Origin of the sequence: Actinoplanes sp. NPDC051851, from assembly GCF_040681165.1 — a bacterium.
Classification (GTDB): domain Bacteria; phylum Actinomycetota; class Actinomycetes; order Mycobacteriales; family Micromonosporaceae; genus Actinoplanes.
Genome location: NZ_JBFAYF010000024.1, coordinates 115,495 through 135,315, shown reverse-complemented (window position 1 = coordinate 135,315; position 19,821 = coordinate 115,495). Strand labels below are relative to the sequence as shown.

Below are 19,821 nucleotides of genomic sequence, written 5' to 3'. Positions count from 1 at the left end.
GGCTTCGACGTCATGCTGATGTGCTCTCCTCAGGGCCGTCCAGGAAGAGTATCCCCTGGTAGACGGGCTGTCTCACATCAGCGTGACAGGGAGGGGAACGCATGGGTACACGCCTCGACGAAGTCATTGGCAGCGGACAGCAGGCCGTCGGGAATGCGCCGCGCCAGATACCCCCGGTCCGGCCACTCCATAGCGTCGGTCAGTACCGGCGCCAGCGGGCCGAGAACCGCTCCCACCGATCCATCCGGGCATTCCACCGCAGCCGCCGGTTCGCCCGCATCGAGCTCAGCGGCGGCCAGCAGATCTCTGGCGAGGTTGACCGGCAGTCCTACGAGCACGCGTAGGGCGGCGGCCGAGAGCTGCTCCCGGTCCATCCGCCATCCACAGTGCAACGCCGGTACCGGCCAGTCTCGCAGGTCGGCGACGGAATCGACGAGCATCGCGTAGCTCAGGCTGTCGTACCCGTCCGGAAGGGGGCGGCCGGCGTCGGCGACCCTCTCCCGATCGAAGTCCGCCCTGCGGTCACGAATCCGGGCTTCCGCCTCATCGCGCGCGGTCTGCCCGGCCGCAGCCAGCTCTGGCCACGACCTCCAGGCGCACACCAGGCTGCGACTCGTCACCTCGACCGATGCGCCACGTCGAGGGGAGTCGCCACCGGCCGCGGCCTCCAGGATCTTCACACGGAGCCTTCCGCCGCCGAGCTTCTCGCGGATCAGGACCCGGGAAACCTGCAGACTGCCGCCTTCCCGATGCGCGTATTCCGCGCCCACCTCGATGTCGGCGATTCGCATGCCCGGATGATGGCGTCCGCACGCCCGGGAGGCAACGGGGTAACCCCATCGGTACAGCACCTGCTCGGCCGAGCAGCCTGAACGCATGCTCCGGCGAAGCCACGCATGCGGCATCTGCGACGTCCATGACATCTGGACTGGGCCGCGTACACGTGCCGCCCGCCCAGAGGAGGGGCGACCCGCCGTCGATCAGCCCGTCTGGTGTGGTCGGCGGCGCCGCGGTCCAGCGATCTTGACGGGGTACGCGCCACGGACGGCGCGGACGGGCGGCGCCCGCACACAAACGACACCGGACGGGCGGCACGTGCACACAGACAGCGCGGGCCGGGCCGCTGGCGCACACGATCAAGCGGGTACCGGGGCGGCAGGCGCACACCATCCATGATCGCGTGCACGTGCAGCCCTCATAAGGGCGCCGGGGCGACACCGACGCCGATCGCGGATCCCCACCGCCCCCACAAGGCCATGATCGTGAACCCCGCACCACTCACCGGCCCAGCGGCCCCGCAAATCGAAGATCACGAATCAATATGGATCTTGGTGGAACGGAATCCCGGAGAGGGGGCCCACCCCATACCGGGGGATTCCCCCATCCCACAGGGCATCCTGCCGGAAAATGGCTGATCTTGGTGGGGTGCCTGTGGACAACGTCGTGTCGGGGCGAGGGCGCGAGCACGGAACGGCGCGACCGGGTGGACGAACTGACCGAGATTGACCATCGGGATCACCGGCCGGAACCGGGGCGCGCGCAGGGATCAGGGCTCCGGGTAGCGGGCCACGCGGAGGCGGCGGGCGAAGATGGCCAGGGTGCCGGCGGTGCAGAGGAGCCAGACGGCCGCGGCGTGCAGGAGGCCGTGCCCGAGCATGGAGGCCGGGCCGCCGTCGATGGCGTAGGTGCCGATCTCGCGGGCGGACCAGAACGGCAGGAACCTGGCGGTCGTGCCCGCCGGGTCGGCCAGCATCTGGACGGCGCAGACGCTCAGCAGGGCCAGCGCGCCCTCCAGCTCGCGGGGGAGCAGGGCGCCGATCAGGCTGCCGAACGGGGCGGCGATCAGGGCCGTCAACGCCATCAGCAGGCCGACCGCCCAGGGGCGCAGCACCTCCTGGTCGGCGCCGACCAGGGACCAGTAGCCCAGCGCGAGGGCGAGCCCGGCGCCGGAGAGCGCGGTCAGGCGGCCGCCGATCAGGGTGGGGACCGAGGCGCCGGCCAGCCGCAGGCGCGGGTCGATGCCCCGGGAGGCGTTGATGACGAAGAGGGTCAGGGTGGAGACGGCCCAGCCGATGCCGAGGGCGAGCATCCGGATGGACTGGCCGGTCGCGTCCCGGCGGACCAGGTAGAACCAGAGCGGCAGGGCGATCACCAGGAGCACGGCGGTCCGGCGCCGGCCCACCTCGCGGGCCGAGAGCCCGGCCACCACCAGCGCGGTCATGCGTGAGCCCCCAGGTCCAGTACGTGATCGACGTTCTGCAGGTCGTGCAGCAGGTGGGTGACCACGACGACGGCCCGGCCGGCGTCGCGCCAGGTGAAGACCTGCCGCCAGAAGTCCAGGTAGGTGCCCTGGTCGAAACCCTGGTACGGCTCGTCGAGCAGCAGCAGGTCGGGGGCGTGCAGCTCGCCGAGGACCAGGTTGAGCTTCTGCCGGGTGCCGCCGGAGAGCTGCTGGGCGCGCTGGCCTCGGGCCGGGCGCCAGGCGAGGCGGGCGGCCAGGTGGTCGCCGGTGGAGCGGGCCCGGCGCGGGACCATCCCGGCGACCGCGCCGAAGAGGGTGAAGTGCTCCTCCGGGGTCAGCCAGTCCGCGGTGCCGCCGTCCTGCGGGACGTAGCCGACCCGGCGGGTGCGGCGCACGCTCCCGCCGTCCGGCCGGGCCAGGCCGGCGCAGACCCGCAGCAGGGTGGACTTGCCGCAGCCGTTGGCGCCGACGATCGCGGCCACCTCGCCGCCCCGGACGGTGAGGTCGACGCCGTGGAAGACGGTCCGGCGGCGGTACCGCTTGGTCACCCCGGTCAGGCTGAGCAGGACCGGGCCCTCGGCGTACCGGGGTGCGGGGGCGGGCGCCTGGAGTTCGGTGACCAGGTGCCGGGCGTACAGATGCGCCGGTCCGAAGAACTGGGCCGGGTCGGCGGCGTGCTCCCCCGCCTGGGCGCCGGTCTCGTCGGCGAGCTGCCGGGCCCGCGCGGGCTCCACGCCGAGGCGGACCAGCTCCGCTTCGAAGAGTGCGGGCCAGCTCACGAGTCCACCTCGGAAGCGCTGAGGAGGGAGTCGACGCCGTTCCGGAAAGCGGCCCACTCGGCCGCCTGGGTGGCCAGCAGTGCGCGCCCGGCCGGGGTGATCTCGTAGTTCTTCCGGCGCGGGCCGGCGTCGGACGGCCCCCAGCTCGGCACGGCCAGCCCTTGCTGTTCCAGCCGGAGCAGGGCGGGATAGAGGGTGCCGCCGGGTACGTCGGCGACCCCGGCCGCGGCGAGGCGCTGGGCCAGGCCGTAGCCGTAGTCGGGGCGTTCGCGGAGCATCGCGAGCAGGCAGAGGTCGAGGAAGCCGTGCAGCCACGGTCGGGCAACCATGGTAGGCAGACTAGCTACATAGCAGTCCGGCTGACTAGCCGGCCGGAAAGAAAAGCGGACAGGCGGTGCACAGAATCGGGTCGGCGGACGTCGATAGGGACGTGACCTTCGAGCAATTCGCGATGGCCCGACTGCCGAGCCTGCTGCGGTACGCGATCGTCCTCACCGGCGACCGCCACCTCGCGCAGGACGTCGTCCAGGAGGTGCTCGCCCGCGCGCTGGTGCGCTGGAAACGGATCAGCACGGTGGAGGCCCCCGAGGCGTACGTCCGCCGGATGGTGCTCAACGAGTACCTCAGCTGGCGGCGCGGCTGGTCGGTGCGGCACATCCACGCGGCCGGGGACCGGCTGGCCGAGCTCGACGACGCCCGGAACCAGACCGTCGACCACGCCGACCGGATCGCCGAGGCGGACGCGCTCTGGCAGCGACTCGCCGGGCTGGGGCGTAAGCAGCGGGCCGTGCTGGTCCTGCGGTACTACGAACAGCAGGACGACAACACCATCGCCGACCTGCTCGGCTGCACCCCGGCGACGGTGCGCAGCCAGGCCTCGAAGGCACTGCGGACGCTCCGGCTGGAGCACGAGAACCGGAAATACGCCGAGGAGATGACATGACCGAGCACGGCGACAGGCTGCGCGAGGCCTTCGCGACCCACGAGAACAAGACACCCGACCCGGCCGAGGTGTACGCCAAGGTCGTCCAGCTCTCCGAGCGGCACAAGTGGCGCCGGCGCGGTGCGGCGGCGGCCGGTGGCGCGGTGCTGACCGCCGGCCTGGTCGCCGGGATCGCGTACGTGCCGGGCCTGCTCTCCGGCGGGGAGGACGGCCAGGGCGGCCCGGCCACCATCCAGGCCGCGTCGACGCCGTCGGCCACGCCCACCACGGACGAGCCCACCACGCAAGCGCCGAGCCCGACCCCGAGCGCCGACCCGACGAAGGAGTGGGACGCCTACTTCGACGCGGGCTACGACTACGACGACGCGGTGAAGCTCGCCGGCCTCTGGAAGATGTCCAAGGACGAGATCGGCGCGGTCAAGGCGGAGGCCGGCAGCCGCCTGCTGGCCGGCGAGACCCTGCCGATCAAGCCGGGCAGCGCGCCGGACGCACCGGTCGACGAGACGCCGGACTCGGTGACCGCGTTCTTCGACGCCGGGTACGACTACGCCGACGCGGTCAAGCTCGCCGACCTCTGGCAGCTGGACACGCCGTACGACGCGAAGGTCGCCGCGGGCAAGAAGATCATCGCCGGCGAGACCCTGCCGTTCCAGCCGTGACCGCGGAGCTGCGCCGGCGTACCGGCTTCGAGATCGAGCTGATGGCTCCCGCGGGGGCCAGCCGGCGCACGCTCGCCGAGGACCTGGCCGGGCGCTGTGGGGGCAGCGTCCGGCCGGTCTGGCACCAGGACAGCGAACCCTCGCTGGTACCGGGACTGGGCCGGTTCCTGCACCTCACCCAGGGTTTCGAGGTACGCCGTACGGACGGCACCCCGCTCTGCACGCTGGTCGACGACATCACGCTGACGGCCGATCTGGATCGCCGGGCAAGCGCGCCGCCGGGGTGGTTCCGGGTGCTCACCGACGATCGGCGGCTGCTCCGGCTGCTCGCCCGGCACTGCGATCCGGGTGCGCCAATCGAGGACGCGCTCACCCGGGCCGCCGCTCTCTGGGGAGCCGGGGTGCAGCGGCACGGGGACGTCCACCGGCTGGACGACGAGAGCGGCGTGACGATCGCGCTGGCCGTGCCCCTCGCCGGTGAGCGCGAGCGGCCCTGCGAGATCGTCACGCCGCCGCTGGTGAAGGACCACCGCGACGCCCTGGAGGAGCTGCTCGGCCCGGCCCGGGCCCTGGGCTTCACCGTGCCCACCGAGGCCGCGGTCCACCTGCACCTGGACGGCGCCCCGTTCCGCGAACCGCACGCCCTCGCCAACGTGGTCCGGCTCTTCGCGCACTGGCGGGAGCCGCTGCGGTCGCTGCTCGGGACCAACCCGGCCTGCCGACGGCTCGCTCCGCTGCCCGAGGTCCTGGTCAGGGCCGCGGAGGAGGGTACCGACCTGCGGGCCGCCGCCACCGAGGGCGGGCTGACCAAGTACTTCGACGTCAACCTGACCCAGCTCTTGTCCGAGACGCCGATCCGGGACACCGTGGAGATCCGGATCCTGCCCGGCGCGATCGAGGCGGAGCCGATCGTCGCCCGCGCCGCCCTGGTCGAGCTGCTCCTGGAGCGCTGCCTCTCCCCCGCGCCGATCCCCAACGGGGAGACCGGCGCCGAGGGTTTGATGGAGCTGGCGGCGGAATCGCTGGCCGACCGGGACTGATCAGGGACGACGGGTCTTGAGGTCCTCCAGCCAGTCGCGGCTGGCGCCCGCGATGCGGGACGGGACGCCGAGGGAGTCGAGCAGCTCGGCGGCGGCGGCCATCTCCTCGCGGCGGCGGACCGCGTGCTTGTGCGAGCCGTCGACGAGACGGTCCAGGGTGGCCGCGTCCGCCTTGATCAGCTCGGCGGCGATGTTGCCGCGCAACCACTCCTCCAAGCCTGCCACCTTCGCCGCTTCCAGGGCCTCGACCACCGCGGCGGCCATGCCCTTGTAGAAGACGCTGCGCAGCAGCTTGCGGGTGGCCGCCGTGCCGACCGGTCCGTCCAGCACGACCACGTCGGCGCCGAACCCGGCGAGGATCCCGGCGAGCGCCTCGGCGGACTCGCCCGACATGGTCATCGGCGTCCGCAGGCCCTTGCCCGGGACGGGGGACATCAGCGCGACGTCGACGACGTCCACGGCGCCCGCTGCCTCCGTACGCAAGAATTCCTTGAGGTCGGGGGTTGAGGTGTTGAGATCGGCCCAGATGGTGCCGGGCGCGCATGACGGCAGTGAGGCACGCAGCGCCGCGGCGGCCTCGGACGCGCTGTTGACGCTGAGCACCACGCTCGCGCCGCGGCAGGCGTCGGCGTCGTCGCGAGCCGCGATCACACCGGGCGGCGGGGCGACCCTGGGATCGAAGCCGCGCACGGTGGCGCCCGCGGTGACCAGGTCGGCGGCGATCAGGCTGCCGGCCTCGCCCAGGCCGAGGACGGCGATGACGGTCTCACTCATGAGCGTGCCTCCAGATGCTCCATCGACTTCAGGGCCTCGATCACGCTGGCGATGTGCTCGCGCATCGCCTCCTCGGCCGCCCGCGGATCCCGGCCGCGGATCGCCGCGATGATCCGTTCGTGCTGCGGCAGCGACGCCTGCGGGCGGCCGGGCAGCAGGGAGAGCGTGTACTGATGACGGACCAGCTGGCCGCGGAGGGTCTCGCTGATCCGGTCCGCGACGGTGTGCCCGGCGATCGTCCGGACCAGGGCGTGCAACCGCTGGTTGAGATCGTGGTACCGGCGGTGGTCGGCGACCTCGACGGCGCGGCGCATCAGGGCGCCGATCTCGTCGAGCTCGGTGGCCTGCCCGTCGCTGACCCGCTCCGCGGCGCGCGAGGCGACCAGTCCCTCGACGACCATCCGGATCTCGGTGATCTCCACGGCCTCACTCGTCGACACCTTACGCACGTGGGCGCCGCGGTGCCGGCGGACCTCGACCAGTCCCTCGGCGGCCAGGTCCTGCAGGGCCGAGCGTACGGCGAAGCGGGTGGCGCCGTGTTTCTCGATCAGGTCGGTCTCGACGAGGCGCTCCCCGGGCAGGTATTCCCCGCGGAGGATGGCGTCACGCACGGCGTCGCGCACCATGGCCACACCGGTGTGCACGCCCTTCATCTGACCCCCATCGCCGTCGGAGACGCCAGTGTTCCCATTCGGCGACAAGATTGTCAACAATTGTTTCGGCCGCGTGTCTCCCCTACGCTGGGGCAGGCAACGGATGATTGTTGACAATCCTATTGGCAGCCCGTGGGGAGCCGAAATGACCGAATCGACCCTGGTACTCACCGCCCACCCCGGCGACTTCGTCTGGCGTGCGGCCGGCGCGATCGCCCTCGCGGTCTCCCGCGGTCAGCGAGTGGTGATCGGCTGCATGAGCTTCGGCGAGCGCGGCGAGTCCGCCTCCCTCTGGCGTAAGGGATACACCCTCGACGAGGTCAAGGCCCACCGCCGCAGCGAGGCCGAGCAGGCCGCCAAGACGCTCGGCGCGGAGATCCGGTTCTTCGACGCCGACGACTACCCCCTGGTCGAGACCCCCGAGCTGCTGCAGGGCCTGATCGACCTGTACCGCGAGGTCCAGCCCACGGTGGTGCTCACGCACGCGCCGTCGGACCCGTACAACGGCGACCACGGCTTCGCGCACCAGATCGCGCTGAAAGCCCGGGTGCTGGCCCAGGCGCCGGGCGTCGAGGGCCCCGGCGACGTGATCGGCGCGCCGCCGGTCTTCTGCTTCGAGCCGCACCAGCCCGAGCAGTGCGGCTTCGTGCCGAACGTGCTGCTCGACATCACCTCGGTGTGGGAGCGCAAGCGTGAGGCGCTGGAGATCCTCGCCGCGCAGAAGCACCTGCACGCCTACTACACCGACCTCGGCAAGCGGCGCGGCCTGCAGGCGGCCCGCAACTCCGGCCCGAACCTCGGCCTGCCGAACGAGACGTACGGCGAGGCCTACATGCGGATCTACCCGCAGGTCACCCGGGAGCTGTCGTGAGCCGCCACGTCGTCGTCCGGGAGATCGAGCGGGCCGACGCCGAGGTCCTGAAGGGCCTGGCCGCGGAGGGCGCGTCCACGGTGCACGAGGCGGACGGGCGGCGCGGGGCGTTCACGCCGGAGCTGCACCCGATCCAGCAGGGCGCGGCGATCGCCGGATCGGCGGTGACGGTCTCCTGCCACCCCGGCGACAACCTGATGATCCACGCGGCGGTGGAGACGGTCCGCCCCGGCGACGTCGTGGTCATCACCACCACCTCGCCATCGACCGACGGGATGCTCGGCGACCTGCTCGCCACCTCGCTGCGGGCGCACGGCGCGATCGGCGTGATCATGGATGCCGGTGTCCGGGACGCGGCCGAGCTGCGCGCGATGGGCTTCCCGGTCTGGACCCGGGCGATCAGCCCGCAGGGCACCGTCAAGGCCAGCCCCGGCTCGGTGAACGTGCCGGTCGTGGTCTGCGGCCAGGTGATCAATCCGGGCGACGCGGTGATCGCCGACGACGACGGCATCACGGTGATCCCCCGCGAACGAGCGGCCGCCGTGTTGAAGAAGGCCCAGGCGCGCACCGCGAACGAGGCGGCGAAGCGCGAGAAGCTCGCCGCCGGCGAACTCGGCGTGGACATGTACCACCTGCGGCCGCTGCTCGCGGATCTGGGCGTGGAGTACCTATGACCACGCCGGTTCCCGTTCTGGTGATGCGCGGCGGCACGTCCAAGGGGGCGTACTTCCGCAAGGAGGACCTGCCGGCCGACGAGGCCGAGCGGGACCGGCTGCTGCTGGCGATCATGGGGTCGCCGGATCCGCGGCAGATCGACGGGATCGGCGGCGGGCACCCCCTGACCAGCAAGGTCGCGGTGATCAGCCGGTCCGCGGACGGCGACGCGGACGTGGACTACCTGTTCCTTCAGGTGCAGGTGGACAAGCCACGGGTCAGCGCCGAACAGCCGTGCGGCAACATCCTGGCCGGGGTGGGGCCGTTCGCGATCGAGCGCGGCCTGGTCGCGGTGGCGGGCGAGACCACCGCGGTACGCGTCCGCATGGTCAACACCGGGGCGCTCGCCGTGGTCACCGTGCCCACCCCGGGCGGACGGGTGAGCTACACCGGGGCGACCGCGATCAGCGGTGTCCCCGGCACGGCCGCCCGGATCGAGGTGGAGTTCCGGGACACGGCCGGGTCGGTCGCGCCGTCCCTGCTGCCCACCGGGCGCGTGCTCGACGATCTGGACGGCGTACCGGCCACCCTGATCGACAACGGCATGCCGGTGGTGCTGATGGCGGCACACGACCTCGGCGTCACCGGTTACGAGACGCCCGCCCAGCTGGAGGCGGACGGGCGGCTGCGGCGCCGGGTCGAGGAGCTGCGGCTGATCGCCGGCAAGATGATGGGCCTCGGCGACGTCACGGACACCACGGTGCCGAAGATGTGCCTGGTGGCCGCCCCGGCGAACGGCGGCACGCTGAGCACCCGGATGTTCATCCCGCACCGCGTGCACGCCTCGATCGGCGTACTGGCCGCGGTCAGCGTGGGCACCGCCGCGGCCCTGCCCGGGAGCGTCGCCTTCGTCGACGACAACCCGGAGATCAGCATCGAACACCCCGCCGGCTTCTACGACGTCGTGGTCGACGTCGCGACGGCCGGCGACGAGATCACGGTCGGCCGGTCGGCGATCGTGAGCACCGCGCGCCTGCTCCTCTCCGGGCAGGTCTATCCCCGTGAGGATTCGTAATCATGGCTGAACGCCTTCGCGACATCGCGCACGTCTCGGCGGTGGAACTGTTCACCCCGGTGCTGGACGAGAGCGTCAGGTTCTTCGTCGAGTGCATGGCCATGGAGGTCGTGGACCGCCGCGGGGACAGCGTCTACCTGCACACCTGGGACGACTACGAGAGGTTCTCGCTGAAGCTGACCGCCTCGGAGACCTCCGGCATCGGGCGGCTCTGGGTACGGGCGCGCAGCCCCGAGGCCCTGGAGCGCCGGGTCGCGGCGATCGAGGAGACCGGGCTCGGGCAGGGGTGGAGCAAGGACGAGCCGGCGTACGGGCCGGTCTACCACTTCACCGATCCGGACGGGCACCCGTTCGGGCTCTACTACGAGACCCAGCGCTACGTCGCCACCGACGAGAGCCGGCCCTCGCTGAAGAACCAGGCCGCGAGGTTCCCGGGGCGGGGCTCCAACGTGCGCCGCCTGGACCACATCAACTTCCTCGCCTCCGAGGTGCCGTCGAACGAGGAGTTCGTCAGCGAGGCGCTCACCGGACGGCCCAGCGAGCAGATCATCCTGGACAGCGGTGTCAAGGCCGCGGTCTGGTACACGTTCAGCGACAAGTCCTACGACGTGGTCTACACCCGCGACTGGACGGGTTCGAAGGGGCGGCTGCACCACATCGCGTTCGCCACGGACACCCGTGAGGACATCCTGCGCGCGGCCGACGTCTTCCTCGAGGCCGGCATCCACATCGAGACCGGCCCGCACAAGCACGCCATTCAACAGACCTTCTTCCTGTACGTCTACGAGCCGGGCGGCAACCGGATCGAGCTCTGCAACGCCGGGGCCCGCCTGCTCCTGGCACCGGACCACGAGGTGGTGACCTGGACCGAGGCGGAGCGCGCCAAGGGCCAGGCGTGGGGCCTGAAGACCATCGAGTCGTTCCACACGCACGGCACGCCCCCGATCGCCGAGGCGGAGTGGGCCTGATCGCCTGATCCGCACCACGCCGGCCCGGCACCAGGTGACCATGTCCTGGTGCCGGGTCGCCGTGTTTCCGGACAGATCTGCGGGCGGATTTCGTCAACAATCCTGCTCACAATCGAGCACCATGCGACACATGCAGGACAGATGCCCGAAACTGATTGTTGACAATCATGCGAACAACGAGCACGATCCGGTGACGCACACCACGCGGCGTGCTCGGCGTCACTAAGAAGATCCGAGAGGAACCCCCCGATGTCCTCCACCACCGCTCGCGGCAACCGGCTCGCCAGCCTGGTCGTCGCCATATGCTGGCTCGTCGTCCTCTTCGACGGCGTCGACCTCTTCATCTACGGCGCCGTGCTGCCCGGCATGCTCGACGACACGTCCCTGGGCCTGACCCCGGCGATGGCCGGCGGTCTCGGCAGCTACGCCACCTTCGGCATGCTGATCGGCGCCATCGCCTCCGGCCCGCTCACCGACCGGCTGGGCCGCAAGAAGATCATCATCGCGGACACCGTGATCTTCTCGCTCGCCTCGGTGATCTGCGCGATCGCCCCGAGCATCGGCGTCTTCGGCTGGGGCCGCTTCGTCGCCGGCCTGGGCCTCGGCGGCCTCCTGCCGATCGCGCTCACCCTGGTCGCCGAGTACGCCCCGGCCGGCCGCCGCAACCTGCTGATCGGCTCGCTGATGACCGCGCACCAGGTCGGCGGGATCGTGGCCGGCAGCCTCGGCCTCTACCTGCTGAACAATCACGGCTGGCGCTCGGCGTACTGGGTCGGTGTGGTGCCGCTCTTCATCGCGGTGCCGCTGATCGCCAAGTACCTGCCCGAATCGCTGAGCTTCCTGGTCGCCCGGGGCCGTACCGCCGAGGCGACCGCGCTGGCCGCCCGCTACGACGTCGACGTCCCCGCCCCCGCGGCCAAGAAGACCGAGAGCAAGCTGGACAGCATCGTCGAGCTGTTCCGCGAGGGCCGCTGGAAGCCGACCATCCTCTTCTGGGTCGCCTCGTTCGGTGGTCTGCTGCTGGTCTACGGCGTCAACACCTGGCTGCCGACGATGATGCGGGCCCAGGGCTACAACCTCGGCTCCTCGCTCGCCTTCCTCATCGTGATCAACCTGGGCGGCGTCTTCGGCATGCTCGCCGCGGGCCGGGTCGCCGACCGCTTCGGCGCCATCGCGATCGCCGCCATCTGGTTCGCCGCGACCGCGGTCGGCGTCTACCTGCTGGGCATCCACACCCCGCTGGCCGTCACCTACATCGTGGTCTTCCTGGCCGGCTTCTTCCTGTTCAGCGCCCAGACCATGGTCTACGCCGCGGTCACCAGCCGGTACGGCACCGAGAGCCGGGCCACCGCGGTCGGCTCGGTCGCCGGCGTCGGCCGCTTCGGCGCGGTCGTCGGCCCGTGGCTCGGCGGCCAGCTGGTCGCCGCGAACAACCAGAGCTGGGGCTTCACCGCCTTCGCCCTGGCCGCCGTCCTGGCCACCGTCTTCGTCCTGCTGGCCGGCCTGGCCAGCAGGAACCACCAGGTCACCGAGGCCCCGGCCGAGCCCGCCCTCGCGCACTGATCCACCCCGCCGGCACCTCGGCCGGCTGAGACTCCCACGCTCCGGCCCGCCTGCCCGGAGCAGGGCACCCGTCAGGCCCGGGACCGCGACGTCGCGGTCCCGGGCCTGACGGCATTCCGCCCGCGGACCCGGATCCGAAGCGACCGGCAGCTCCCGTTCGACGTCGGCCATCGGCCGATCATGCGCATGATCGTCGATGCCCCGCACCGGGTTTTCCGCCAGACTGCGGGCATGCGTGCGAGTGAGCTGCTGGGGTATCCCCCCGAGGCGCGGGTGCTGTTGATCAACTGCGACGACTTCGGCATGTCCACCGGGATCAACGCGGCCGTGGTGGCGGCGATCGAGGACGGGGTCGCGGCGTCGTGCAGCCTGATGGTGCCCTGTCCCGGGGCGGCCGACGCGATGCGGAGGCTGAGGCAGCGGCCGCATCTCCCGTTCGGCGTTCATCTGACGCTGGTCTGTGAGATGCCGGAGACGCGGTGGGGGCCGGTCGCCGGGCGGGCCCGCGTGCCGTCGCTGCTGGAGGAGAGCGGGGAACTGTTCGCGCCGTCGGCCGAGGGGCGGGCCGCGCTGCTCGGGCAGGCCCGGATCGAGGAGGTCGAGGTCGAGTTCCGGGCGCAGATCGACGCCGTCGCCCGAGCCGGGCTGGAGCCGGCGCACCTGGACTTCCACTGCCTGGCCGACGGCGGGCGGGCCGACGTGCTGGAGCTGACAATCGCGCTGGCGGGCGAGTACGGCCTCGCCGCCCGGGTCTGGCTCGACGACGGACGGCGGGCGATGCGGGCCCGGGGTCTGCCGGTGGTCGACCACGACTTCCTGGACAGCTACGCGCTCGACCTGGACGGCAAGTTCGAGCGGTATCTCCGGCTGCTGCGGGAACTGCCCGCCGGGCTGACCGAGTGGGCCGTGCACCCCGGGCCCGGCGACGATCACGCGCGGGCCGTCGACCCGGGGTGGCGGGTCCGCCGGACCGACTACGAGTTCCTGGTCTCCCCGGCCGCCCAGGAGGTGCTGACCGCGGAGGGCATCGTGGTGATCGGCTACCCGGAGCTTCGCAGGATCTGGCGTCAGGTCAGGTCGGGGAGCGGGTGAAGAACGCGATCAAGGACGGGACCAGGGCCGGATCCCGCAGCGCCGTCATGTGATCACCGGCGAGGGCCAGCAGCCGGGCGCCGGGGATCGCACCGGTCAGCGCCTCCGGCCGGGCGGCGAGCGGGTCCTCGCGGCCGGCGAAGACGAGCGTCGGCGCGGCGATCGTCGCCAGCGGGATCGGCGCGGCGTGCACCGACAGCGCCTGCGCCGCCAGGGCCAGCCGGTCGCCGCGCATGACGTCGACGAAGGCACGGAACCCGGCCGCCGCCCGGTCGGTGATCGTCGACGGGTCGTCGGTCCGGAGCGCGTGCAGCAGCGACTCGCCGCCGACCACCCGGGTGTCCAGTCCGCCCAGCTCGACCACGCCGGCGCCGACACCACCCACGGCCAGCCGCCGCACGCGCGGATCCCGGGTCGCCACCAGCAACGCCACGATCGCGCCCATCGAGTACCCGGCCAGGTCGACCGTGCCCACCCCGAGCAGGTCGAGCAGCTCCGTGACGTCGCCGGCCATCCGCGACTCACCGTAGAGCGCCGGGTCGTGCGGCTTGCCGGAGCGCCCGTGCCCGCGCGCGTCGATCGTCGCCACCCGCCGCCCCGCCGCGGTCAGCCCGGCCACCACACCCGACATCACCCAGTTGGAGCGCCCGTCGGCGATGAACCCGTGATGCAGCAGGACCAGCGGGAGATCCGACTCCGCCTCCCAGAGGTCGTAGTAGATCTCCACACCGTCTGAGGACGAGAAGCTCGGCATGCAGAGATCATCACCCATGTGCGCTAGGTTGTGGGGGGCTCCCTCGAGGATGGATGAGCTTTGACTCCGACGCAGTTGCGCGCCTATTCCGCCGTGGTCCGGCTGGGCTCGGTGAAACAGGCCGCCGCCCATCTCGAGGTGACCGAGGCCGCCATCTCGCTGCACATAGGGCAGTTGCGCAAGGAGCTCGGCGACCAGCTCTTCTCCCGTACGGCGGCGGGGCTGGCCTTCACTCCGGGCGGTCTGCGGCTGGCGAGCCGGGCGACCGAGCTGCTCGGCCTGCAGGACATCACGGTGATGGAGGTGAGCACCGCGGGCCGGGGCCGGCGACTGCTCCGGATCGGCGCCTCCAGCCTCTTCGCCGAGCACGCCGCGCCCGGCCTGATCGAGCTCTTCGCGAACCGGGCCGCCGATCTCGACCTGGAATTGAGCGTCCGCAACCCGGGTTCGTTCGCCGCCCTGCTCACCGACCGCATGATCGACATCGCGATCGGCCCGCCGCCGGCCGTACCGGACCCGGCCGTGGTCTGCCGCCCGGTGATGTACTACCGCATCGTCACCGTGGTCAGCCCGGACCATCCGCTCGCCGGGGTGCAGCCCTCCCCGCGCCAGCTGCGCGACCAGACGTGGCTGCTCGGCCCGTCGGTGGTCGCCGACACCGGGGCGATCCGCACCCTGCTCCGCCGGCTCGGCGTCCCGGAGGGCCAGCAGCAGATCTTCCAGAGTCACGCGGCGGCGGTCGAGGAGGCCAAGCGGGGTCGCGGGGTCGCCGCGGCGCTCGGCTTCACCGTCGCACCGGATGTCCGCAAGGGTCACCTGGTCCAGTTCAGCGCGGCGCACACCTGCCTGGAGGAGGTCTGGCACGCCCAGGTGCTGGCCGACCCGAGCGCACCGGCGGCCGCCGCCGAGCTGGCCCGCTTCGCGTCCACACCGCGCGCGATCCAGGCGATGATGCGCGGCACCGGCGTGAACATCAGCCGCTTCAAGCCGGCCGTCCACGTCACCCTCTGGAGCTGACCAGCGCCTTCCTCTTCAGGATCGCGTCGTTGCGGGCCATCATCATGCCGACCGTGGCGGTGAGGAGGCGGCGGCTGACGAACCGGCCGGCCACGGCCATCACCCGGTTCAGGCGGCCGGTGATCACGCTGGGCGGCGGATTGCGGCGGTCGAGCGTGCGCAGGCAGATGTCGACCACCTCCTCGACCGTCATCCGGGCCGTGCCGCCGTCGGCGCCCTCCCCCGCGATCTGGAAGAACTCCGTCTCGGTGGCGCCCGGGGAGAGTGCCAGCACCCGGAGTCCGGTGCCGCGGGACTCGTACCAGAGCGCCTCGGTGAAGTTGAGCACGAACGCCTTGGTCGCCCCGTAGACCGCCATCGTGGGGTTCGCCTGGTACGCCGCCATGCTGGCCACGTTGACCAGGATCCCGCGGCCGTCGCTCCGGAGCCGGTCGATGAAGGCCCGGGTGACGTCGACCAGGTTGGCCACGTTGAGCGCGATCTCCTCGGCGACGCGCTCCGGGTCCTCCTCGTGGAACGCCCGGTGCGTGGCGAACCCGGCGTTGTTGACCAGCCCGGTGACGGCGAGGCCGCGCTCCTCGACGGCGGCGCTGAGCCGGGCACCGGCCCCGGGCGCGGCGAGGTCCATCGCGATCGGCGTGACGGTGACGCCCGGGTGGGCGGCGCGGATCTCGGCCGCCAGCGCGTCGAGGCGGTCCGCCCGGCGCGCGACGAGCACCAGGTCCGACCCGCGCTCGGCGAGCCGGCGGGCGAGCTCGGCCCCGATACCCGAGCTGGCCCCGGTGATCAGCGTGTTCTGATTCCGATAGTCCACTGATGCCATACAGGCAGACTATGACCACCTGGCACTGAGTGTCAACCGGGCGCACCAAGCCACCCGGGTGTGTCCCGGGTGCGGTTGCGGGTACGGGGCGAGCCGGCGTTCAGCCGGGAGGTGCGGTGGTGAAGTGCTGGGCGGCCGCCGTCAGATCGCGGAACGTGGCCGCCGGGAGCAGCGCGTCGCAGAACGGCAGCGCGGCGGCCATCCCACCGGTGAGCGGCGCGAACCCGGGCACCCCGGCACGCGGGTTCAGCCACAGGATCCGGTGGGCCCGCCGCCGCAGCCGGGCCATCACCGCCGTCATCCGCTCCGGCGGGTCGCCGTCCCAGCCGTCCGACGCGACGATCACCAGGCCGCCGCGGAGCGCGTTGCCGTGGTGCGAGTCGAGGACGGCGGCGATGCTGGCGGCGATCCGCGTACCCCCGAACCGGTCGGTGGCCGACTCGCTCGCCTGATCGATCGCGGCCCGCAGGGAGGGCTGCCGCAGCGCCGGGGTCAACCGGGTCAGCGAGGTGGCGAACGCGAACACCTCCGCCTCGGCCACCGTCGCGAACGCCCGCATCATCTGCAGGTAGGCCGCCGTCTGCGCGCGCATCGACCCGCTCACGTCGCAGAGCAGCACCACCCGCCGGGGCCGGAGGAGCTGACGTTCGCGCACCACGGACACCACCTCGAACCCGGTGTGCCGGGCGCGCGCCATGGTCGGCCGCAGCGCCACCGTCCGGCCACGGGGATCCGCCGCGTGCCGCCTGCTCCGCCGGCGCGGCCACCGGGTCAGGGATGCGGCGAGCGCGGCGCCGAGCCGTTCGGTCTCCGCGGCGTCCAGCTCCTCGAAGGGCCGTTCGGCGAGGGCGGCGAGGTGCGTCGCACGCAGCTCCGGTACGCCCGGAACCCCGTCCTCGGCATCGTCCTCCGCCGCGACCGGCGCCGGCAGGGTGGCCCACGGCAGCCCGCCGCCCGGAGCGGACTCCGCACCGGGCGCCGCCGGAACCGGCACGTGCACGTCGTCGTCCCGTCGCACCGCCGCGACCGCGTCCCCGGCCGGCGGCGGCGACGCGTCCTCGAAGACCGCCGCGAACACCCGGTCGAACACGGCGAGATCCGCGAACCGGCGTACCAGCACCACGCGCGCCGTCCAGTACAGCAGCTCCCGCGTGACCGGCGGACTCACCCCGAGCGCCCGCACGAGGTCGTCCGTCTCGGTGAGCCCGACCCGTACCCCGGCCCGGCGCAGCCGCCCGACGAACGCCACCGCGAACGCCGCCCGGTCCGCCCCCCGCAGCATCCCCGCCGCTCCCCAGCGATCAGTTCCAGTCAGCGCCTCGCCCGCCGACGCCACCCGCTCGTGCTCAGTTGCGGACAACGAGCCAGATCACGACCGCGGCCACCACGGCCACGCCGACCCCGACCGGCACGAGTCGCTTGTAGATCGAGCCACCCGCGACACCCAGCAGATCGATCGGCTCGGCCTCCGCGGTGACGACCGAACCCCCCACGGCCTCAGCCCCAGCCGGCACGGACGAAGCAGACACGGGAGCAGCAGACACGGGAACAGCAGGCACGGGAACAGCAGACGCGGGAGCAGCGGAGACGGGCGGAATGTCGGCCGGCGCCGGGTCCTGGCTGGCACTCACGGGTGCCTGAGGAGGGGTGAGAGACCCCTCAGCACCAGCCACAGGGGTGACCGGCGCGGGGACGTCCGCATCGGAGGGGGTGGGTGCCGGGGACTCGGTGGCCAGCTTGGCCTCGAGGTTGGTGACGAACTGGGTGAGGAGCTTCTGGGAGACCTCCTTGATCATGCCGCTGCCGAACTGGGCCAGCTTGCCGCTGATCTTGAGGTCGGTGTCGACGCTGACCCGGGTGCTGTCGCCGTCCGGGGTCAGGACCGCGGTCACGGCGGCCGAGGCGGCGCCGGCGGAGCGGGGGTCGCGGCCCTTCGCGTCGATGACCGCGCGGTATCCGGCCGGGTCCAGGGAGGTGAAGCGGGCCGTGCCGGTGAACTCGGAGACGACCGGGCCGACCTTGACCTTCACCTTGCCCTTGTAGTCGTCGCCGTCGACGCCGGTCAGCTGGGCACCGGGCATGCAGGGGGCGATGCCGGGCAGGTCGGTCAGGACGGCCCACGCGTGGTCGATCGTGGTGCGTACGGTGAACTCGTTGTTGATCTTCATGTTGGATCTCCCAGGAGGGCGGCGACGGCGAGGCGGTCGTCAGGGGTCTTGGCGATGGTGCCGAGGGTCCCGGGCACCACGGGGTCGACGAGGTCGGTGACGCCGAGCGCGGCCAGCGCGGAGACCCAGTCGATGGTCTCGGCGAGGCCGGGAGACTTGTCCAGGTCGAGCGAGCGTGCCCGGCCGACGAAGTCCGTGGTGCTGCGGATCAGCGGCTCCGCGGCGCCGGGGACGGAGCGGCGGACGATCGCCGCGGCCCGCTCCGGGGACGGGAACTCGATCCAGTGGTAGAGGCAGCGGCGGCGCAGGGCGTCGTGCAGGTCACGGCTGCGGTTCGAGGTGAGCACCACGACCGGCGGGCGGGCGGCGGCGAAGGTGCCCAGCTCCGGGATGGTGATCGCGGCCTCACCGAGGAACTCGAAGAGCAGCGCCTCGAACTCGTCGTCGGCCCGGTCGATCTCGTCGATCAGCAGGACCGGCGGGCGGGGGCCCGGATGGCGCACGGCGCGCAGGATCGGGCGCTCCTGCAGGTACTCCGCGCCGAACAGGTCGGCGTCGGCCAGCTCCTGACCGCGGGCCTCGGCGAGCCGGATGGCGAGGAGCTGGCGCTGGTAGTTCCACTCGTACAGGGCCTCGCCGGCGGTCAGGCCCTCGTAGCACTGCAGCCGGATCAGCGGGGTGTCCAGGGCGAGCGCGAGCGCCTTGGCGGACGCGGTCTTGCCGACGCCGGGCTCGCCCTCCAGCAGCAACGGCTTACCCAGGCGCAGGGCGAGGAAGACTGCCATCGCCAGACCCTCGTCGGCGAGGTAGTCGACGGTGTCGAGCCGGTCCCGGACCTCATCGAGCGATCTCACGCCGCCAGGAACTTCTTCCGGCATCCCGCGCAGCAGAAGTAGTGTCCCGCCGCGCTCGGGGTGTCCGGGCCGACCAGCACGGTCATCCCGCAGACCGGATCGACCTCCTGCCGCGGAGCGTCCCCACTCATTGGTACGGGGGGCCCGATGGTGAGGAGCTCCGCGGCAGTGGCCGCCGGGGGCGACGGAGCGGTCAAACCGCCCGTCCGCATCTCCCGGACGATCTCCGCCAGCACGGCGAGGGCGATCTCCTTATGGGTACGCGCACCGATGTCGAGTCCGGGGTGCGCCCGGATCCGCGCACGTTCGGTGTCGGTCAGGTCCATCGCGTCGAGCACGACGGCGCTGCGGGTGTGGCTGGCGACCAGCGCGATCAGGCCGATCCCCGCGTCCAGGGCGCCCCGGATCGCGGCCTCCTCGTCGCGGCCCAGCCCGGCGACGACGACCGCGGTCACGCCGCCGAAGTCCCGCCCCGCGACGACCTCGAAGTCCAGGAACCCGGCCAGTTCCCGGACCGCCGCGCTGATCGGGGTCGCGCCGGCCACGGAGAGCAGCGGCCGGGGCAGCACCGGCCGCAGGAAGATCTCGATCGCGCCCCCGCTGTGGCAGGTGTTCGCCACCACCAGCGCACCGGGCGCCTCCGGGAACTCCGTACCGTCCGGGAGCACCCGGAGCAGCACGGTGTTGCCGTCGCGGAGGGTGCCCAGGGCTGCGGTACGCACTGAGGACTCCGCGCAGACCCCGCCGACGAAGCCCTCGATGGACCCGTCGGCGAGGATCACCGCGTCGTCGCCGGCCCGTGCCGAGGTCGGCTCCTGTGCCCGCACGACGGTGGCGTGCACGAACGGCCGTCGCGCCGCGACCAGCTGGGATACGCGTTCGGAGATCATGG

Annotated in this window: 22 protein-coding genes; 10 read left to right on the top strand and 12 right to left on the bottom strand. The window is 72.3% G+C overall.

Features of this window, described 5'->3' with window-relative positions; translation table 11 throughout:
• Positions 1 to 77: 77 nt before the first annotated feature.
• The 4 genes from AB0M08_RS23325 to AB0M08_RS23310 form a co-directional block, all read right to left on the bottom strand.
• A complete protein-coding gene (locus tag AB0M08_RS23325; RefSeq protein ID WP_364496807.1) occupies positions 78 to 791 on the bottom strand; it encodes a hypothetical protein in 714 nt (237 codons plus the stop codon).
• A gap of 755 nt (positions 792 to 1,546) precedes the next feature.
• Positions 1,547 to 2,221 carry a hypothetical protein gene (locus tag AB0M08_RS23320; RefSeq protein WP_364496804.1) on the bottom strand — a complete coding sequence of 225 codons (675 nt, stop codon included), beginning with the start codon at positions 2,219 to 2,221 and terminating at the stop codon, positions 1,547 to 1,549.
• Positions 2,218 to 3,021: an ABC transporter ATP-binding protein gene (locus AB0M08_RS23315; protein ID WP_364496801.1), complete on the bottom strand. Its 804-nt coding sequence runs from the start codon at positions 3,019 to 3,021 to the stop codon at positions 2,218 to 2,220. The genes AB0M08_RS23320 and AB0M08_RS23315 overlap by 4 nt, the downstream gene beginning before the upstream one ends.
• On the bottom strand, positions 3,018 to 3,350 hold the full coding sequence (locus AB0M08_RS23310) for a PadR family transcriptional regulator (protein ID WP_364496798.1): 333 nt from the start codon (positions 3,348 to 3,350) through the stop codon (positions 3,018 to 3,020). Before AB0M08_RS23310 ends, AB0M08_RS23315 begins: the two co-directional genes overlap by 4 nt.
• A gap of 101 nt (positions 3,351 to 3,451) precedes the next feature.
• On the opposite strand from AB0M08_RS23310, the gene AB0M08_RS23305 reads away from it, so the two are divergent.
• Genes AB0M08_RS23305 through AB0M08_RS23295 form a run of 3 tightly spaced genes read left to right on the top strand, consistent with a single transcriptional unit; the run spans position 3,452 to position 5,663 of the window.
• A complete protein-coding gene (locus tag AB0M08_RS23305) occupies positions 3,452 to 3,964 on the top strand; it encodes a SigE family RNA polymerase sigma factor (RefSeq protein ID WP_364496796.1) in 513 nt (170 codons plus the stop codon).
• Positions 3,961 to 4,623, top strand: coding sequence for a hypothetical protein (locus tag AB0M08_RS23300; protein WP_364496793.1), 663 nt, complete (start codon positions 3,961 to 3,963; stop codon positions 4,621 to 4,623). Before AB0M08_RS23305 ends, AB0M08_RS23300 begins: the two co-directional genes overlap by 4 nt.
• Positions 4,620 to 5,663, top strand: a complete 1,044-nt coding sequence (locus AB0M08_RS23295) for an amidoligase family protein (RefSeq protein ID WP_364496791.1) — start codon at positions 4,620 to 4,622, stop codon at positions 5,661 to 5,663. The genes AB0M08_RS23300 and AB0M08_RS23295 overlap by 4 nt, the downstream gene beginning before the upstream one ends.
• On the opposite strand, the gene AB0M08_RS23290 is transcribed toward AB0M08_RS23295, so the two are convergent.
• Positions 5,664 to 6,437, bottom strand: a complete 774-nt coding sequence (locus tag AB0M08_RS23290; protein WP_364496788.1) for a DUF1932 domain-containing protein — start codon at positions 6,435 to 6,437, stop codon at positions 5,664 to 5,666.
• The gene (locus tag AB0M08_RS23285) at positions 6,434 to 7,090 is read right to left on the bottom strand and encodes a GntR family transcriptional regulator (RefSeq protein ID WP_364496785.1); all 657 of its coding nucleotides are present in this window, start codon (positions 7,088 to 7,090) and stop codon (positions 6,434 to 6,436) included. The genes AB0M08_RS23290 and AB0M08_RS23285 overlap by 4 nt, the downstream gene beginning before the upstream one ends.
• Before the next feature lie 145 nt (positions 7,091 to 7,235).
• On the opposite strand from AB0M08_RS23285, the gene AB0M08_RS23280 reads away from it, so the two are divergent.
• From AB0M08_RS23280 to AB0M08_RS23255, 6 genes are all read left to right on the top strand, one after another.
• Positions 7,236 to 7,961 (top strand): PIG-L deacetylase family protein, encoded by a 726-nt coding sequence (locus AB0M08_RS23280; RefSeq protein ID WP_364496782.1) that lies wholly within the window; start codon positions 7,236 to 7,238, stop codon positions 7,959 to 7,961.
• Positions 7,958 to 8,635: a 4-carboxy-4-hydroxy-2-oxoadipate aldolase/oxaloacetate decarboxylase gene (locus AB0M08_RS23275; RefSeq protein ID WP_364496779.1), complete on the top strand. Its 678-nt coding sequence runs from the start codon at positions 7,958 to 7,960 to the stop codon at positions 8,633 to 8,635. The genes AB0M08_RS23280 and AB0M08_RS23275 overlap by 4 nt, the downstream gene beginning before the upstream one ends.
• Positions 8,632 to 9,690 carry a 4-oxalomesaconate tautomerase gene (locus tag AB0M08_RS23270; protein ID WP_364496777.1) on the top strand — a complete coding sequence of 353 codons (1,059 nt, stop codon included), beginning with the start codon at positions 8,632 to 8,634 and terminating at the stop codon, positions 9,688 to 9,690. The genes AB0M08_RS23275 and AB0M08_RS23270 overlap by 4 nt, the downstream gene beginning before the upstream one ends.
• A gap of 2 nt (positions 9,691 to 9,692) precedes the next feature.
• Positions 9,693 to 10,658 (top strand): VOC family protein, encoded by a 966-nt coding sequence (locus AB0M08_RS23265; RefSeq protein WP_364496774.1) that lies wholly within the window; start codon positions 9,693 to 9,695, stop codon positions 10,656 to 10,658.
• Positions 10,659 to 10,907: 249 nt separating this feature from the next.
• A complete protein-coding gene (locus tag AB0M08_RS23260) occupies positions 10,908 to 12,221 on the top strand; it encodes an aromatic acid/H+ symport family MFS transporter (protein ID WP_364496772.1) in 1,314 nt (437 codons plus the stop codon).
• A 231-nt stretch (positions 12,222 to 12,452) separates the two neighbouring features.
• The gene (locus AB0M08_RS23255; protein WP_364496769.1) at positions 12,453 to 13,313 is read left to right on the top strand and encodes a polysaccharide deacetylase family protein; all 861 of its coding nucleotides are present in this window, start codon (positions 12,453 to 12,455) and stop codon (positions 13,311 to 13,313) included.
• Here AB0M08_RS23255 and AB0M08_RS23250 read toward each other — a convergent pair.
• Positions 13,294 to 14,085 carry an alpha/beta fold hydrolase gene (locus tag AB0M08_RS23250; RefSeq protein WP_364496766.1) on the bottom strand — a complete coding sequence of 264 codons (792 nt, stop codon included), beginning with the start codon at positions 14,083 to 14,085 and terminating at the stop codon, positions 13,294 to 13,296. The two genes, AB0M08_RS23255 and AB0M08_RS23250, sit on opposite strands and share 20 nt — an antisense overlap.
• A gap of 42 nt (positions 14,086 to 14,127) precedes the next feature.
• On the opposite strand from AB0M08_RS23250, the gene AB0M08_RS23245 reads away from it, so the two are divergent.
• Positions 14,128 to 15,084, top strand: coding sequence for a LysR family transcriptional regulator (locus AB0M08_RS23245; RefSeq protein WP_364496763.1), 957 nt, complete (start codon positions 14,128 to 14,130; stop codon positions 15,082 to 15,084).
• Here the strand turns inward: AB0M08_RS23245 and AB0M08_RS23240 are convergent.
• From AB0M08_RS23240 to AB0M08_RS23220, 5 genes are all read right to left on the bottom strand, one after another.
• Positions 15,068 to 15,907, bottom strand: a complete 840-nt coding sequence (locus AB0M08_RS23240; RefSeq protein WP_364496760.1) for an SDR family oxidoreductase — start codon at positions 15,905 to 15,907, stop codon at positions 15,068 to 15,070. The two genes, AB0M08_RS23245 and AB0M08_RS23240, sit on opposite strands and share 17 nt — an antisense overlap.
• 100 nt (positions 15,908 to 16,007) lie before the next feature.
• Positions 16,008 to 17,189 carry a VWA domain-containing protein gene (locus AB0M08_RS23235; RefSeq protein WP_364496758.1) on the bottom strand — a complete coding sequence of 394 codons (1,182 nt, stop codon included), beginning with the start codon at positions 17,187 to 17,189 and terminating at the stop codon, positions 16,008 to 16,010.
• Between the two features lie 64 nt (positions 17,190 to 17,253).
• Positions 17,254 to 18,075, bottom strand: coding sequence for an SRPBCC domain-containing protein (locus AB0M08_RS23230; protein WP_364496756.1), 822 nt, complete (start codon positions 18,073 to 18,075; stop codon positions 17,254 to 17,256).
• Positions 18,072 to 18,929, bottom strand: coding sequence for a MoxR family ATPase (locus tag AB0M08_RS23225; protein ID WP_364496753.1), 858 nt, complete (start codon positions 18,927 to 18,929; stop codon positions 18,072 to 18,074). Before AB0M08_RS23225 ends, AB0M08_RS23230 begins: the two co-directional genes overlap by 4 nt.
• Positions 18,926 to 19,819, bottom strand: a complete 894-nt coding sequence (locus AB0M08_RS23220; RefSeq protein ID WP_364496751.1) for an XdhC family protein — start codon at positions 19,817 to 19,819, stop codon at positions 18,926 to 18,928. The genes AB0M08_RS23225 and AB0M08_RS23220 overlap by 4 nt, the downstream gene beginning before the upstream one ends.
• Positions 19,820 to 19,821 lie beyond the last annotated feature (2 nt).